14 protein-coding genes are annotated in these 15427 nt (G+C 70.9%); 10 read left to right on the top strand and 4 right to left on the bottom strand.

The genetic code is table 11. The annotated features are described in order from the left end of the window. Positions 1-101 precede the first annotated feature (101 nt). Together ACZ7LU_RS33535 and ACZ7LU_RS33530 are read left to right on the top strand one after the other, a co-directional pair. The gene (locus ACZ7LU_RS33535) at positions 102-758 is read left to right on the top strand and encodes a hypothetical protein (protein WP_471918882.1); all 657 of its coding nucleotides are present in this window, start codon (positions 102-104) and stop codon (positions 756-758) included. 52 nt (positions 759-810) lie between these two features. Further along, positions 811-1509, top strand: coding sequence for an aspartate/glutamate racemase family protein (locus tag ACZ7LU_RS33530; protein ID WP_471918881.1), 699 nt, complete (start codon positions 811-813; stop codon positions 1507-1509). Positions 1510-1605: 96 nt separating this feature from the next. On the opposite strand, the gene ACZ7LU_RS33525 is transcribed toward ACZ7LU_RS33530, so the two are convergent. After that, complete coding sequence (locus ACZ7LU_RS33525; RefSeq protein WP_471918880.1) at positions 1606-2568, bottom strand: RNA polymerase sigma factor SigF; 963 nt, start codon at positions 2566-2568, stop codon at positions 1606-1608. Positions 2569-2804: 236 nt separating this feature from the next. Here ACZ7LU_RS33525 and ACZ7LU_RS33520 point away from each other — a divergent pair, with 236 nt between their 5' ends. From ACZ7LU_RS33520 to ACZ7LU_RS33495, 6 genes are all read left to right on the top strand, one after another. After that, on the top strand, positions 2805-3173 hold the full coding sequence (locus tag ACZ7LU_RS33520) for an STAS domain-containing protein (RefSeq protein WP_470975482.1): 369 nt from the start codon (positions 2805-2807) through the stop codon (positions 3171-3173). Between the two features lie 269 nt (positions 3174-3442). Further along, positions 3443-3949, top strand: a complete 507-nt coding sequence (locus ACZ7LU_RS33515; protein ID WP_470974502.1) for an ATP-binding protein — start codon at positions 3443-3445, stop codon at positions 3947-3949. Positions 3950-4625: 676 nt separating this feature from the next. Beyond that, complete coding sequence (locus ACZ7LU_RS33510; protein WP_471918879.1) at positions 4626-5372, top strand: LPXTG cell wall anchor domain-containing protein; 747 nt, start codon at positions 4626-4628, stop codon at positions 5370-5372. A gap of 79 nt (positions 5373-5451) precedes the next feature. Next, the gene (locus tag ACZ7LU_RS33505) at positions 5452-6465 is read left to right on the top strand and encodes a hypothetical protein (RefSeq protein ID WP_471918878.1); all 1014 of its coding nucleotides are present in this window, start codon (positions 5452-5454) and stop codon (positions 6463-6465) included. Then, positions 6462-7715, top strand: coding sequence for a hypothetical protein (locus tag ACZ7LU_RS33500; protein ID WP_471918877.1), 1254 nt, complete (start codon positions 6462-6464; stop codon positions 7713-7715). The genes ACZ7LU_RS33505 and ACZ7LU_RS33500 overlap by 4 nt, the downstream gene beginning before the upstream one ends. Continuing rightward, the gene (locus tag ACZ7LU_RS33495; protein WP_471919085.1) at positions 7715-9040 is read left to right on the top strand and encodes a hypothetical protein; all 1326 of its coding nucleotides are present in this window, start codon (positions 7715-7717) and stop codon (positions 9038-9040) included. Before ACZ7LU_RS33500 ends, ACZ7LU_RS33495 begins: the two co-directional genes overlap by 1 nt. 294 nt (positions 9041-9334) lie before the next feature. On the opposite strand, the gene ACZ7LU_RS33490 is transcribed toward ACZ7LU_RS33495, so the two are convergent. Both ACZ7LU_RS33490 and ACZ7LU_RS33485 read right to left on the bottom strand, forming a co-directional pair. Further along, positions 9335-10171: an alpha/beta hydrolase gene (locus ACZ7LU_RS33490; RefSeq protein WP_471918876.1), complete on the bottom strand. Its 837-nt coding sequence runs from the start codon at positions 10169-10171 to the stop codon at positions 9335-9337. Positions 10172-10287: 116 nt separating this feature from the next. Beyond that, positions 10288-11814, bottom strand: a complete 1527-nt coding sequence (locus ACZ7LU_RS33485; protein ID WP_398303623.1) for a peptide MFS transporter — start codon at positions 11812-11814, stop codon at positions 10288-10290. Positions 11815-12287: 473 nt separating this feature from the next. Here ACZ7LU_RS33485 and ACZ7LU_RS33480 point away from each other — a divergent pair, with 473 nt between their 5' ends. Then, positions 12288-12965 carry a response regulator transcription factor gene (locus ACZ7LU_RS33480; RefSeq protein WP_055567988.1) on the top strand — a complete coding sequence of 226 codons (678 nt, stop codon included), beginning with the start codon at positions 12288-12290 and terminating at the stop codon, positions 12963-12965. Between the two features lie 496 nt (positions 12966-13461). Further along, positions 13462-14757 (top strand): ATP-binding protein, encoded by a 1296-nt coding sequence (locus tag ACZ7LU_RS33475; protein WP_398303626.1) that lies wholly within the window; start codon positions 13462-13464, stop codon positions 14755-14757. Here ACZ7LU_RS33475 and ACZ7LU_RS33470 read toward each other — a convergent pair. After that, complete coding sequence (locus ACZ7LU_RS33470; protein WP_471919084.1) at positions 14754-15290, bottom strand: GtrA family protein; 537 nt, start codon at positions 15288-15290, stop codon at positions 14754-14756. The two genes, ACZ7LU_RS33475 and ACZ7LU_RS33470, sit on opposite strands and share 4 nt — an antisense overlap. Between the last annotated feature and the right edge of the window lie 137 nt (positions 15291-15427).

The raw sequence follows: 15427 nt of genomic DNA, 5'->3' as shown, positions 1-15427 counted from the left end.
CCGAAAAGCGTAGGGCGTGTTCGAAAACCGGATCAACTCGACCAAAGGGGTGAACGGCGGACGCGGCCGGCGGGGAGCAGGGAAGTGCCCACAATGGACGGATGACCGACCCGGTGAGTGACGACGACCTCGAAATCGCAGAGCTGCAGAGGGAAGTGGCCGGCCTCCTGCTGAACTTCGTCTACGCGCCCCTGCTGGAGGACCAGCACGTACGGGGCGTCCTGCCCGCCCCCTCGGGCGCCCTGGCCGTCCGAGCCGCCCTCGGCGACAGAAACGAGTGCGCACCCTCCCGGCTGACGGCGTACGAGATCCCCCTCGGGGCGGGCGACGAACTCCGCACTTCGCACGACGTCGTCGCCCTGCTGCGCGCGGTCCACACCGGGACGCACATCTACTCCTCAAGCAGAGCCACTTCGGTCATGGGCATGGATCTGTACCTGGTCGACCCGGCACAGGTGGAGGAGGCACCGTTCACCACGGACGACTGGGCCTCCACCCTTCTGCGGTGTCTCGCCTACCCGGCGGGGGACTGGCCGGGGACAGGTCTGCGCGGATTCCTGTTCACCGAAGAAGGCCTGCTGCGCCTCTACTTGGACAGCGACAGGGTTCCCGGCGTGGTCGCCGCCGACGTACGCCCCGGCGGCGCGCTGACCGCCCTCCTGGCCACGCTGCCCGCACTGCTCGACGAGGAGTGGCGGATCTCGCGCACGTCCGACGACCCGCACTGCCGGTACGTGCTGGACCTCAGCGACTACTGAGCCCCGGACCGGCAGGCCCTTGCTCACGGCGGCCGTGCGGCATCCTGGCCGTATGAAGACCATCGGGCTCATCGGCGGCATGAGCTGGGAATCCAGTGCCGAGTACTACCGGCTGCTCAACGAGCTCGTGCGGGAGCGGCTCGGGGGGCTGTACTCCGCGCGTTGCGTGCTGTACTCCGTCGACTTCGCGGAGATCGAGCGGCTGCAGGTGGCGGGGGAGTGGGAGCGGGCGGGGGACGTGCTCGCCACCGCCGGCAAGGGAGTCGAGGCCGCCGGGGCCGACCTCGTCCTCATCTGCACCAACACCATGCACAAGGTCGCCGACCAGGTGCGGGACGCGCTCTCCGTGCCGCTCCTGCACCTCGGGGACGCCACCGCCGAGGCCGTTCTGCGTGCGGGGGTGCGCCGCGTGGGGCTGCTCGGGACCGCGTTCACCATGGAACAGGACTTCTACCGGGAGCGGTTGGCGAGTCATGGGCTGGACGTGCTCGTGCCGGACGCGGCGGGGCGGGCCGTCGTGCACCGCGTGATCTACGAGGAGCTGTGCCTCGGCGTCGTACGGGAGGAGTCCCGGGCCGCCTACCAGGAGGTCATCGCGGGCCTCGTGCGCGAGGGAGCCGAGGGCGTGATCCTCGGCTGCACGGAGATCGAGTTGCTCATCAAGGACGAGCACAGTCCGGTGCCGGTGTTTCCCACCACCCGGCTGCACGCGGAGGCCGCGGTCGCCGCCGCGTTGGACACGCGCGCGTGACCGGACGCGCGCGCGTGACTGGAACGGCAGTGGGGCCCGTCCCTCTTCAAGGGACGGGCCCCACAGGGCCGTTCACGCGGGGCGCGGCTGCGGCGGTCACTCCTCGACCGTCAGCCCCTTGCGGAGCTTGACGAGAGTTCGCGACAACAGGCGCGACACGTGCATCTGCGAGATGCCGAGCTCCTCGCCGATCTCCGACTGCGTCATGTTGGCGACGAAGCGGAGGGAGAGGATCTTGCGGTCGCGCGGCGGCAGCTCGGCGATCAGCGGCTTCAGCGACTCGACGTACTCGATGCCCTCGAGACCGTGGTCCTCGTAGCCGATGCGGTCCGCGAGGGCGCCTTCGGAGTCGTCCTCCTCGGGCTGCGCGTCCAGGGAGCTCGCGGTGTAGGCGTTGGAGGCGGCCATGCCTTCGACGACCTCGTCGTTCGAGATGCCCAGGCGCTCGGCGAGCTCGCCCACCGTGGGGGCGCGATCAAACTGCTGGGCGAGTTCGTCGCCCGCCTTGGCGAGGTCCAGTCGGAGCTCCTGCAGGCGGCGCGGGACCCGCACCGACCAGCTGGTGTCGCGGAAGAAGCGCTTGATCTCGCCGACGATCGTCGGCATGGCGAAGGTGGGGAACTCGACGCCGCGGCTGAGCTCGAAGCGGTCGATGGCCTTGATGAGGCCGATCGTGCCGACCTGGATGATGTCCTCCATGGGCTCGCTGCGGGAGCGGAACCGGGAGGCGGCGAACTTCACCAGGGCGAGATTCAGTTCGACCAGGGTGTTACGGACGTACGCGTATTCGTGCGTCCCTTCCTCGAGCGATTCGAGGCGCTCGAAGAGGGTCTTGGACAGGGCCCTCGCGTCCAGCGGCCCCACCTCGTCGAACGGCGGGATCTCGGGGAGGTCGTCGAGGCCTTCGAGTCCGTCCTGAGTGGGTATGGACCCGCGCTGCGCGGGTACGGACTCGGGAGCGGGGCCCGGGATCTCGGTGGCGGAGTGGTGCGGCGGGAGTGTCGACGTCGCCTGGTCAGTATGCGATTCGTCGAGCCGGGGTGACATGGTGTCCTCCATCGTTCTCGGCATATGGCTGCCGATGCCAATACGTGCACTGCGGTGTGCGGCGCCTCCAAAGCCGTCCGTGTCGATTGATGTCTCTTCTACCCCTACCCGCTTCCGCGTGCCGGTCGCAAGTGCGTTCTGTGGCTAAATGTCCGAATTCGGGGGGATGTTCGGGTACCCCGGACCGCCAGGAGGGCGTAATGTTCAGGGGCGTCATCAACAGCCACGACGGTCGGAAGAGAGTGACGATGGACCGCGGGACGGTCGGCAGCGCACACAGGGGCCGACTTCTGGTCGAAGTCCGGAAGGTGGGCACGAGTGCCGTCGTGACCCCGGCGGGTGAGTTGGATCACCACACCGCCGACGTGTTGCGTGAGCCACTCGAGAACTGCCTCACGGACGGCTATGCACGACTGGTCGTCGACTGCTCACGCCTTGAGTTCTGTGATTCCACCGGGCTCAACGTGCTGCTCGGTGCCCGGCTCAAGGCCGAGGCGGCGGGCGGCGGCGTGCATCTGGCGGGAATGCTGCCGGTGGTCGCCAGGGTCTTCGAGATCACTGGGGCCGAGGCGGTCTTCACGCTTCACGAGACGCTCGAAGCGGCTCTGGGCGAATGAGTTCGCGTGAATCAGCGCTGGTCACACGCGACAGTCACGTGTCAGTTGCCTCTGCGTGATCATGGCGTTACCAGCGTCACACAGGACCGTGCCGAACAAGTGGGTGTTCTCACGGTTCGTCCGGGCAGGAGAGACCTGGATCCGCCGACGGCGGTCCGCAAAATCAACAGTCAGAACGGCAAGCAGCCGATGTCCCCTACTCGCCCAGAGTTCTCAACTTGTCCAGAGTTCAGAGCCCTCAGTCCTCTTGTCGGTGAGGTGAAGCGCTGATGAGCACCACCCGGCCTTACTCGCCGGGCGACCGCGGCCCGGATTCCGAGGCCGCTGTCGCGGACGCTCCCGCGGACCGGATCTCCGGGACGCCCTCCCGGCAGGTCCGCAGACTGAGCCTGAACGGGGCGAGCGGCATCGTCCCCCTCGCGCGCGACTACACGCGCGAGGCGCTCCACGCGTGGGGCTGGCTGCCCGCGGAGAGCGCCGACCGGCGCGCCGCCGCCGAGGATGTCCTCCTCGTCGTCTCCGAGCTGGTCACCAACGCCTGCCTGCACGCCGAGGGCCCCGACGAGCTCTGGCTCTCCAGTGACGGGAAGGTGCTGCGCATCGAGGTCTCCGACCGCGGCACGGGACAGCCCGCGCCGCGCACGCCGCACCGTGCGGGGCGGCCCGGCGGACACGGCATGTTCATCGTCCAGCGGCTCTGCCTGGACTGGGGCGTGGTCCGGAACTCCGGAGGCACGGGCAAAACAGTCTGGGCAGAACTGGGCGCCCCGTCCTAGCGCCCACCACCACCCTCTCGGTTTTCCCGCCACCCCGGCGCCGCCTGCATGGCACGCGCCGCCACCCTCTCGCCCCCGCCACCCGGCGCGGGCCCACATAGCCGCGCGCCGCGGCCCGCCGCCGCCCCCTCGGCCCCCGCCGACCGGTGCCGCCCGCTTGGCGCGCGCCGCGGTCCACTCTGTCCCGCCGCGCCATCGCTTCCCGCCGCCCGGCGCCGCCCGCCTGGTGCGCGTCGCCGCCCGCCCGGTTCCTACTGCCTGGCTTGGTCCCGTCCGGTGCCAGGGGCGCTCGCCCGGTTCCCGTCCGGCGCCCATGCGCCCGTCTGGTGTCTGCGGCGCTTGGTTGCTCGTAGGCCCGCTGATTGTCTGGCTGCCCCGCCGGGCTGCCCGCCCGCCTGGCTGCCCGCCCGCCGGGCTCTCTGCCCGTCGGGCTGCCTGGCCGGCCCGCCCGGCTGTTCGCACGGCAGGGGGCGGTCGCCTGCCCGCGCCCAGCTGGGGCCTCGCGGCTGTTACCCGCGGTTCGTATGCGCGTCGGATCAGCACGGATCCGGCGCGTCCTTTGTCTTCCCTCGGCAAGGTCCCGGGCGTACCTTGAGCGCCCAATCTGATGTGCCGTCAGTAACACGAGCAACTCCGCACCGCGGCACGCCACGACCGGCATGAGGGGACAAACGAGGTGTCGCACACGAAAAAACCGGCCGCGCTCGCGCTCGCCACCGTCCTGGCCGGCGGCTCAGCGGTGCTGCTGGCCGCCCCCGCCGCGCAGGCCACCGTCCAGGACGTCAACTACCAGTGCAAGACGCCCATCGGGAACAAGGGTGCCGTCTCGCCGATCGACATCAAGAGCGTCAAGAGCGGCAGTGGCTACAAACTCACCATGTCCTTCCAGAAGGGCGTCTCCTCCAGCCCCGTCGAGCTCGGCAAGGGCGCGATGAAGCCGAGCGCCGTGATCAAGGTGGGCGGCGCCGACAGCGGTACCGTCCCCGTCTCCGGCGCCCCGAACTCCGAGGCGATCCCCGCCAACACCCCCATCAAGATCAGCGACCTGTCGGGCACGTACACGCCCAAGAAGAGCGGCAAGGTCACCTTCACGGCCGGCGTCCTCACGATCAAGGCGCTCGGTACGACCACGACGTGCACCCCGTCCAACAACCCCAAGCCCTCCCTGGAACTGGACGTCAAGGGCTCGGGCGGCGGCTCCGGAGGCTCCGACAGCGGGTCCGGCACCGGCAGCGCCTCGGGCGGCACGTCCGACGCGACCGGCGGCTCCGACAGCGCCGCGTCCGGCGGCGCGGAACTCCCGCAGACCGGCCCCGCCGACTCCGCCGTCGCCCTCGGCACCCTCGGCGGCACCGTCCTGCTCGCGGGCGCGGCGGGCGCGCTCTGGCTGACCCGCAGGAACCAGGCGGCGCGCTCGCGGTAGCGCGCGGGATCCCGGAAACCCCGGAGCCGGACCGCGCCCCACGCGCAAGAGGAACAGGCCAGAGGATCAGGAGCCGCCGATGCTGCGCAAGCCGCCGATGACGTCCTCCGCACGGGCCGTGCTGTGCGCGGCCGCCCTGGTCCTTGCGGCACCGGCCACGGCCCCCGCGCACGCGGACGGCGGCGGCTCCGCGGACTGGTCCGTCGCGCCCTCCGCGGGCGCCGGGACGCGTCCGGCGAAGGACGGGCGGCCCTCCTTCTACGCTGAGGGCGCCCCCGGCGCGGTGCTCCAGGACACCCTGTCCGTCACCAACCCAGGCCCGAAGCCCCGCACGATCTCCCTGCGGGGCGCGGACGCCCGCAACACCGGATCCGGCGCGTTCTCCGTCACCCCGGCCAAGGAGAGGCCGAGGAAGACCGGCGCGTGGATCACCTTCGCGAAACGGCAGGTGAAGGTCCCGCCGCGCACCCGCGCCGAGGTGCCGTTCACGCTGACGGTGCCCGCGGGCGCGGTGCCCGGCGACCACCCGGGGGTGATCGTCGCGAGCGCCGGCGGCCGCACGGTGGGCGTACGCGTGCACCTGCGCGTCGGCGGGCCCACCCTCTCGGCGCTCACCGTCGAACGCGTCAAGGTCGACACCGACGGCGAGCGCATCACGTACGACCTGGTCAACCGCGGCAACACCGTGCTGACCCCGAAGCTCGCGGTGCGCGCGGAGGGCGTCCGCGGCACGCTCGTCGACCGCCCCGCGCGCACCCTGCCGGTCGAGCTCCTGCCCGGCCGCCGGATCTCCCTGACCGAGCCGTGGCCGGACCCGCCGGCCCTCGACGCCGTCGACGTCGAACTCACGGCCACGGCGGCGGGCGGCGCCCGCGACACGGCGACGGCCTCGGCCCGCTTCGTGCCCTGGGGCGCGGTGGTGGGCGGCGGCGCCCTGCTGCTCGCCGCCGCGGCCGGGACGACATATCTCGTACGTATACGCATACGGAGACGGCGTCAGGAGGAGCCGCTCGGCCCGGTGGTCGAACAGAGAGAGCAACAGGGGCAAGGGCAGAAGGAGTTGGCTCGGGCGGGGACGGGAGACGAGCTGTGAACCGGAAGAAGAGTCCCGGCCCGGCCTCCGGGGCGGTACCTGCCGTACTCGCCGTACTGGCCCTCCTCACCTTCGTACTGCTGCCGCAGACCAACGCAGCCGCCACCACCGCCGCCGACAAACCCACCGTGAAGCTCTCCACCTCCGAGGCGGGCAAAGGCGGCTCGGTCACCGTCAAGGGAGAGGGGTGGCGGCCGGACGCCCTGCTGATGATGCTGGTCTGCGGCCAGTCCGCGCCCGGCAAGGGCGTCATCGGCGGCACCAACTCCTGCGCCAACTCCGAGGGCCGGGCCGTCACCACCGACAAGAACGGCACCTTCGACAAGAAGCTCCCCGTGGCCGAACCGCCAGAGCCCTGCCCCTGCGTCGTCCACGTCTCCACGGTGACCGGCGAGAAGCAGCAGGTCGACGCGGTACTGAAAGTCGCGGGCCACCCCGTGAAGCCGCTGCCCCGGCAGGCGGGCGGCGGCAAGCTGTCCGTCCTGACCGACACCCGCCTGGAGGGTTCCAGCGGAGTGCTGACCTGGTTCGGCGCCCCGCCGCAGCGCACCCTCGAATTCACCGTCGGCAACGTCGGCTCCGCGCCCGTCAAGGAGCCGGTTTTCCAAGTCGGCACCTCCCACGGCGTGTTCGCCCCGGAGTGGGAGGAACAGCAGTGGCGCGGCACCATCGCGCCCGGCAAGAAGGCGCAGATCAAGCTGCCGGTGGAGCTGTCGGCGGGGTCGCACGGCGACTATCTGGTCTCGCTGAAGTTCGGCGGGAAGGTCCTGGCCGAGCAGCCGTGGGGCGTGGGCCGCCCCTGGGGCGTCACCCTCTTCTGGATCCTGCTCGGCGTCGTGGTGCCCGCGGCCGTCTTCCGCATCGGCATGGCGATCGTCGACCGGCTCCGCCCGAACCGGCGCCGTGTCTCGCGCGGCGGGCGGCACAGGACCGGGCGCCGGCTCGCCGAACTCACCCGCCGACTGCCGCAGTTGAGACTCCCGCAAGGGGCGGTCGACGCGGACCGGCGGAAGGCCCGGGCGCAGGGTGGCCCGCGCGCGTCGCACGCGGCGCCCACACCTCGTACGAAACCGGCGGGGGGACCGGGGGCGGCGGGCGGATCCGGCGCACCGGGCTCCGGCGCGCCGGACGGCACCGGTGGGTCGCCGACCGCCTCCCTGCCCTGGTTCACCCCCGACACAGACCCCGGCGCACCCGCAGGCCGGCTCTCCGCACCGTCCGACGACAGTCCGACGAAGGGAACCACGTGATCACGCAACGACGGAGAGCGGGTGCGGCCTCGGTCGCGCTCCTGCTGGGCGGAGCGGGCATCCTGCTCGGCGCGGGCCCGGCGCAGGCCGCCGAAGTCGCCTACAAGACGGAGTGCATCCCTCCGCCGATCTCCAACCTGCCGCCCGTGCAGGGCACGACCAAGGTGGAGATCACCGCGCCGGCCACGGCGAGGGTCGGCGACGAGGTCGACGTCGTGTGGAAGACGACGCAGGCCGCGTCCAGCAACCCGGACGTACTCGACCTCGCCGAGAACACGGTGCAGCCGACCGGCACGATCAAGCTGGCCGGTGGCCAGAGCGGGGACCTCAAGGTGACGGGTGAGCGCAAGAACCCGCCCATCAAGAAGAACAGCCCCATGATCCTGTCCGACATGAAGGGCAGACTGAAGCTGACGGCGGCGGGGGAGGTGACGCTCACCCCGGACGCGTACAACATCAACGTCAACAAGCCGATCTCGACCGACACGAAGTGCACGCCGAAGGAGCAGGTGAAGGCGGGCGCGACGATCAAGGTGACGGGGGCGGGGGGCAGTTCGGGCGGAGGTTCCGGCGGTACGAGTGGTTCGTCGAGCGGCTCGTCTGCCGGAGGTGCCTCCGGGGATACCTCTCGTGGTGCCTCTGGTGGCGGGGGAGACGGGCAGACCGACTTCCCCGGCAAGGAGGTCCAGACGCCCTACAAGTGCAAGACGCCGATCGGCGACAAGGACGCCACCTCGCCCGTCCAGATCAACGCCAAGAAGGACGGCGGGAGTTATGGCCTCACCGTCGAGTTCAAGAAGTCCGTCATGGACAGCCCGGCCGACATCCCCGCGGACTCGGTGAAGCCGTCGATGGAGGTCGAGCTGGGCGGCGCGGACAAGGGCACGGTGCATGTGGAGGGCCCCACCAACAAGGAGCCCATCAAGTCCGGCGACCCGATGACCATTCCCGACCTCACCGGCACGTACAAGCCGGGCGCGGACGGCAAGTCGACGCTCTCGCCGGGTGTCCTGACGGTCAAGGCACTGGGCACGACGACGACGTGTACGCCGGTCAAGAGTGACGTCTCCCTGGAACTGGACACGGCGGCGCAGCCGGGCGGCACGTCCGGTTCCGACGGCGGTACGGCAGGTGGCTCCCCGTCCACGGGTGGCGGCTCCCCGGCCACGGGGGGCGGTTCGTCGTCCTCGGGTGGCGGTCTCGCGGAGACGGGTGCGGAGGACAACGGGGCGTTGCGGGCGCTCGGCCTGATCGCCGGCACAGTGATCCTCCTCGGCGGAGCCGTCTTCACCTTCCTCCCCAGGCGCCGCCGAACCCTGCGCTGACCGGTCCCCCGCGGGCCGTAGGTGGCTGGTCGCGCAGTTCCCCGCGCCCCTTAGGTGGCCCGCAGCAGCGCCCCCGAGCAACCCAGGCCAGCCCGATGCCACCGCAGGCGGCCCCAGGGGCGCGGGGAACTGCGCGCCCAGCCACAACAGACCTGCACCCGCCCGCAAGCCGCCGCAGGCAGACGCGTCTGCGGGCTTTTCAGGGGCGCGGGGAACTGCGCGATCAGGCACAACAGACCCGCACCCGCCCGCAAGCCGCCGCAGGCAGACGCGACGGCGGGCCGCCGTCAGGGGTCAGGCGTGGGCGCGGAGCCAGCGCAGGACCGAGCGGGACGTGGCCGGGTCCCGGAGGAGCGGGCCCCCGTGCGCGGGGCCACCCACCGTACGGACGGTCACATCAGAAAGCCCCGCCTCCCGCTGCGCCTCCGCAAGCTCCGCGGAGTGCGCCGGCGGGACGAAGTCGTCCGCCGAGTGCACCAGCAGCAGCGGCGCGTCATCCGCGCCGGACGCGTGGGAGGCGACGTTCAGGTCGACCCACCGGGCCGAACAGCCCCGCCCCGCGGCCCACGTAGGAACGCATCCCGCAAGCCGCTCCGCGGCCTTCCGCAGCGCCCGCCGCTCAGCGGACGCCCCCCGCCTCGCGCCGTCGAGCCACGCGCGGTACGGCGACGCGACAGGGGAGAGCGCGACGACACCCCGTACCCGCGCACGCCCCGCCCCGTACGCCCCCGCCTGGAGCGCCAGGTGCCCGCCTGCGGAGGAGCCGAGGACGAGGGGCAGGGCCCCGCCGTGAAATCCCTGCACCCAGCGCAGCGCCGCGTGCACGTCGTCGCGCTGCGCGGGCCAGACGGCATCGGAGGTGAGGCGGTAGTCCGTGTCGTACACGGTGAAGCCGCGCGCCGCGAACCACCGCGCCCGGCCGCTCCAGTCGGTGTCCTTCGACCAGTAGCCGCCGTGCACGATCACCAGCGCGGGGCCCCTGTCGCCGTACACGGTGATGTTCTGGCGGGCATGGCCGCCGTAGTGGAAGAGCCGCCCCGGCGACGGCTCGGGGGCCGCCTGGGCAGCGGCACTGGACGAGAGCAACGCCCCGCACAGGGTGAGGGTCAGCAACGTACGACGCATGGCCATGCCCCAGATGCTGCACCGCCCCGCGCCCCCGGAACCGGAGAAACGCCAAGGGCCGCCGCACCGGGTGGTGCGGCGGCCCTCAGTTCGAGCGAGTCAACCGTTGCGGTGGGTACGGGTCAGCGCACGTCGCCCATGAGCCCGCTGACCTTCTTGCGGGCCATGTAGACCGAGACGCCCGCGACCACCGCGGCCGCGGCCTCCAGGGCGACCATGCCCCGGCCGTTGAGGTCGACGCCGGCGATGGCGAGCATGCCGGTCACGCTGTCACCCGCGGTGACGGCGAGGAAGAAGACACCCATCATCTGGGAGGCGTACTTCGCGGGCGCCATCTTCGTGGTGAGCGACAGGCCCACCGGGGACAGGCACAGCTCGGCGACCGTGTGCATCAGGAAGATCAGCACCAGCCACCACATGGTGACCTTCGTGTCGCCGGTGGCCATGCCCATCGGGACGAGGAACACGAAGAACGAGGCGCCGGCCATCACCAGGGCGAAGGAGAACTTCACGATGGTGCTGGGCTCGCGGTTGCTGCGGGCCATCTTGATCCACAGGGCCGCGAAGACCGGGGCGAGCAGCATGATGAAGCCCGGGTTCAGCGACTGGAACAGGGTGTTCGGCATCTCCCAGCCGAAGATGTCCCGGGAGGTGTGGGAGTCACCGAAGAGCGACAGCGTCGACGCGCCCTGGTCGAAGATCATCCAGAAGATCGCGGCGGCCACGAAGAACCAGATGAACGCCGTCATCTTCGTCTGCTCTTCGTTGTTGAGCTCCCTGTCCCGCTTGATCTTGACCAGCACGGCGACGGGGATCAGCAGACCGGCGACGGTGATCGGGAGCAGCGCCCAGTTCAGGGTCAGACGGTAGACGTCGGTGAAGGCCACGACGAGGTAGAACGCCGCGATGACGGCGACGGCACCCAGCGTCTTGACGATGACGCCGCGCTTCTCCTCGGCCGACAGCGGGTTCGGGACCAGGCTGCTCTCCGCGGAGAGGTGACGGGAACCGACCATGAACTGGATCGCGCCGAGCGCCATGCCGATCGCGGCCAGGCCGAAGCCCAGGTGCCAGTTGACCTTCTCGCCGAGAATGCCGATGGCGAAGGGCGCGGCGAAGGCACCGAGGTTGATGCCCATGTAGAAGATGGTGAAGCCACCGTCGCGGCGGAGGTCCTTCGGGTCGCTGTAGAGCTGGCCGACCATCGTCGAGATGTTGGCCTTCAGCAGACCCGAGCCGACCGCGACCAGGGCCAGGCCGACGAAGAACATCGCCGAGCTCGGCAGCGCCAGGCAGACGTGACCGGCGACGATCACGCAGCTCGCGATGGCGACGGTCTTGCGGGCGCCCCAGATGCGGTCGCCGATCCAGCCGCCGGGCATGGCCATGAGATAGACCATGGCCACGTAGACGGAGTAGATGGCCGTGGCGGCCGCCGCGGTGTACGCAAGGCCGCCGCCCTGGCTGCCGGTCGCCGCGTCGGCGCCGCCGGAAACCAGGTAGAGCACGAGCAGGGCGCGCATGCCGTAGTAGGAGAACCGCTCCCACATTTCGGTCATGAACAGAGTGGCCAGTCCGCGGGGGTGGCCGAAGAAGGTCTTCTCGGAGCCAGGGGTGCTGGCGGAGTCCTTCGTCAGGCTGGACGCCATGGGTCGATCCTCGTGGGTTCGGGACGCGCGCGGCAGGAGCGTGAGCGCGCCCGGTGGGGGGCGGTCGGCACCGTCGTCGTACCGCCCGGCCCCACGCCCGGGGGAGGTTCTCACCCCCGCGTGGGGAGGTGAGGAGCGGTGACTCCGGGATCCACACCCTGGGCGCATCCTCGCGCGCAGGGCCCGACCACAGGTCATTCCTTTCAAGACCAGCAGAGCCGGCCCGCACATAAAAGAGACCTAAGGCCGCACAGCGGGCCAAAGGTCCTTGAGTAGTGCATGAGGCGTTGGGTCACCATACGACACGGCAGGGATGCATATGGAAGGACTTGAGAGATGGATCACAGGTTTCGCCGCAACCAACAGCACACAATCAAAGGTGTTTACCGGAATCGCGTCCCATAGCCGCAGGCGTACCGCTCCACTGTGCGATCACCTCCCGGGGGTTGTCCACCGCGGACTACCATCACCCCATGACCCGTGTACTGCTCGCCGAGGACGACGCGTCCATCTCGGAGCCGCTGGCCCGTGCCCTGCGCAGGGAGGGTTACGAGGTCGAAGTCCGCGAGGACGGCCCGACCGCTCTCGACGCAGGTCTGCAGGGCGGTGTGGATCTTGTCGTACTCGACCTGGGGCTGCCCGGGATGGACGGGCTCGAGGTGGCCCGCCGGCTGCGGGCCGACGGGCTCACGGTGCCGATCCTCATCCTGACCGCGCGCGCCGACGAGGTGGACACCGTCGTCGGGCTCGACGCGGGCGCCGACGACTACGTGACCAAGCCCTTCCGGCTCGCCGAGCTGCTCGCCCGGGTCCGGGCCCTGCTGCGGCGCGGCGCCACGGAGCCGAAGGAGGCGCCCGCCACGCACGGCGTGCGCATCGACGTCGAGTCGCACCGGGCGTGGATGGGCGACGAGGAGCTCCAGCTCACCGCCAAGGAGTTCGACCTCCTCCGGGTCCTGGTGCGCGACGCGGGCCGGGTCGTCACCCGTGACCAGCTGATGCGCGAGGTCTGGGACACGACGTGGTGGTCTTCCACGAAGACCCTCGACATGCACATCTCCTGGCTGCGCAAGAAGCTCGGGGACGACGCGGCGAATCCTCGGTATATCGCTACGGTACGGGGCGTGGGTTTCCGCTTCGAAAAAAGCTGACAGCCACCCCTTCGGGGGCGGCGCCCCGCTCTCCCCCCCCGGGCCCGGGAGCCTGCGGCAGCGCCCCGTAAGGGGCGCGGGGAACTGCGCGAGCAACCGAAAACGACCCGCACCCGCCGTTGCACCGCCGGAGGCAGACGCGTCTGCGGCTTTTCGTGGGTTGAGCGCGCAGTTCCCCGCGCCCCTGGGGAGCCTGCGGTAGCGCCCCGTCAGGGGCGCGGGGAACGGCGCGAGCAACCGAAAACGACCCGCAGCCGCCGTTGCACGGCCGGAGGCAGACGCGTTGCGCGCCCCTGGGGAACCTGCGGCAGCGCCCCGTCAGGGGCGCGGGGAACGGCGCGAGCAACCGAAAACGACCCGCACCCGCCGTTGCACCGCCGGAGGCAGACGCGTCTGCGGCTTGTTGCGGGCTGGGCGCGCAGTTCCTCGCGCCCCTTATAGGGAGCCTGCGGCAGCGCCCCCGTCAAGGGTGGGGGCGATCCGCGACACTGTGTGCATGCGCCGTCGCCTGATCAACAGCACTCTCGCCGTCGTCCTCGTAGTGATCGCGGTCTTCGGGGTGAGCCTCGTCATCGTAGAGACGAGGACCATCAGCAGCAGCGCCCAGGAACGCGTCGACTCCGAGGCCCTCCGCCTCGCCAGCATCGTCGACAGCCGGCTGATCAGCGAGGAGAAGATCACCGGCGCCATCCTGCGGGACCAGGTCGCCACCGACCGTTACGCACGCATCGAGATCCCGGGCCGCAAGCCCATCGAGATCGGCACCCGCCCCACCGGCGACGTCATCAGCGCCACCCGCCCCGGCGAGCAGCGCGAGAAGGTCACCGTCCAGGAGCCGAAGGCGGCGGTCACCCGTGAGGTCGGCCGCACCCTGCTGATCATCGCCGCCGTGGCGCTCCTCGCCATCGTCGCGGCCGTGCTCCTCGCCGTACGCCAGGCCAACCGCCTCGCATCCCCCCTCACCGACCTCGCCGAGACCGCGGAGCGCCTCGGCTCGGGCGACCCCAGGCCCCGCCACAAGCGGTACGGGGTGCCCGAGCTGGACCGCGTCGCCGACGTCCTGGACTCCTCGGCCGAGCGCATCGGCCGCATGCTGACCGCCGAGCGGCGGCTCGCCGCCGACGCCTCGCACCAGCTGCGCACCCCGCTCACCGCGCTGTCCATGCGGCTGGAGGAGATCACCGTCACCGACGAGCTGGACACGGTGAAGGAGGAGGCGACGATCGCGCTGGCCCAGGTCGAGCGGCTGACCGACGTCGTGGAGCGGCTGCTCACCAACTCCCGTGACCCGCGCACCGGTTCGGCCGTCGCCTTCGACCTGGACGAGGTCGTCAAGCAGCAGCTGGAGGAGTGGCGCCCGGCCTACCGCAGCGCGGGCCGCGCCATCGTCAGCTCCGGCAAGCGGCACCTGGAGGCGGTGGGCACGCCGGGCGCGGTCGCCCAGGTGCTCGCCGCGCTGATCGAGAACTCGCTGATGCACGGCGGCGGCACCGTCGCGCTGCGCACCCGCGTCACCGGCAACCAGGCGGTCATCGAGGTCACGGACGAGGGCCCGGGCGTCCCTGCCGACCTCGGCGCCCGCATCTTCGAGCGGACCATCAGCGGCCGCAACTCGACGGGAATCGGCCTCGCGGTGGCGCGGGATCTGGCCGAGGCGGACGGAGGCCGCCTCGAAATGCTGCAGACGCAGCCGCCCGTCTTCGGGCTCTTCCTGTCGCGTACGCCGCCGTCGAAGGACACGGACGGCGAAGCGGAGGACAGGGAGAAGGAGAAGGGCAGGACGGTTCGCTAGCGGGCCACGGGCCTGGCGGGCTTCCCGTCCGCCTGCTCGCCGGCCTGCCCGCCGCCCGGCGTCTCCAGGAACGATTCGGCATGGGCGACGGGCTCGCCCACGGGCAGAGCCTTGAACACCCAGGTCCGGTAGGACCAGAAGCGGAAGAGCGTCGCGATGCCCATGCCGAGGAACTTGAAGAAGTTGGCCTGGAGGCGGCCGTCCCAGCCGAACCAGTACGTCGCGGCGTAGAGCACGCCGTTCTCGATCACCAGGCCGACCGCGCTGAACAGCAGGAACAGCGAGAGTTCCTTGGTGCGGCGGGTCTTGTCACGGTCCCTGTACGTGAAGTAGCGGAACCCCACGTAGTTGAAGGCGATGGCGACGATCGTGGCGACGACGCTCGCGCGCACCACATGGAGGTCGGTGACGTGCCGCACGAGGTTGAAGACAGCGAAGTTCACCAGTGTCCCGACCGTCCCCACGGCCCCGAACTTGGCGACTTCACGCCAGACCTGGTCCAGCCGCACGCGCAGTGCGCCCCGTTCCGTCATGGTGTCGCCCCAGCCCCCGTCGATTCCGTACCGGTCGTTCGTACCGGTCGTGTACGTGCCGACGGATTGGTGATTCGGTCGTGTCGACCAAGCCATGCTAACCAGCGGGCCTGCCCGGCGCGCGCGGGCGCCCGGAC

The sequence above is a fragment of the Streptomyces sp. NPDC039462 genome (assembly GCF_055639375.1).
Note: the sequence above shows the minus strand (reverse complement) of the source record. Positions and strands in the feature narration are given on the sequence as shown.

Bases quoted from the DNA above. Each gene is read 5' to 3' on its own strand.
- ACZ7LU_RS33535 (WP_471918882.1), top strand. From the start codon at position 102: ATGACCGACCCGGTGAGTGACGACGACCTCGAAATCGCAGAGCTGCAG.
- ACZ7LU_RS33530 (WP_471918881.1), top strand. From the start codon at position 811: ATGAAGACCATCGGGCTCATCGGCGGCATGAGCTGGGAATCCAGTGCC.
- ACZ7LU_RS33525 (WP_471918880.1), bottom strand. From the start codon at position 2,568: ATGGAGGACACCATGTCACCCCGGCTCGACGAATCGCATACTGACCAG.
- ACZ7LU_RS33520 (WP_470975482.1), top strand. From the start codon at position 2,805: ATGGACCGCGGGACGGTCGGCAGCGCACACAGGGGCCGACTTCTGGTC.
- ACZ7LU_RS33515 (WP_470974502.1), top strand. From the start codon at position 3,443: ATGAGCACCACCCGGCCTTACTCGCCGGGCGACCGCGGCCCGGATTCC.
- ACZ7LU_RS33505 (WP_471918878.1), top strand. From the start codon at position 5,452: ATGCTGCGCAAGCCGCCGATGACGTCCTCCGCACGGGCCGTGCTGTGC.
- ACZ7LU_RS33490 (WP_471918876.1), bottom strand. From the start codon at position 10,171: ATGGCCATGCGTCGTACGTTGCTGACCCTCACCCTGTGCGGGGCGTTG.
- ACZ7LU_RS33485 (WP_398303623.1), bottom strand. From the start codon at position 11,814: ATGGCGTCCAGCCTGACGAAGGACTCCGCCAGCACCCCTGGCTCCGAG.
- ACZ7LU_RS33480 (WP_055567988.1), top strand. From the start codon at position 12,288: ATGACCCGTGTACTGCTCGCCGAGGACGACGCGTCCATCTCGGAGCCG.
- ACZ7LU_RS33475 (WP_398303626.1), top strand. From the start codon at position 13,462: ATGCGCCGTCGCCTGATCAACAGCACTCTCGCCGTCGTCCTCGTAGTG.
- ACZ7LU_RS33470 (WP_471919084.1), bottom strand. From the start codon at position 15,290: ATGACGGAACGGGGCGCACTGCGCGTGCGGCTGGACCAGGTCTGGCGT.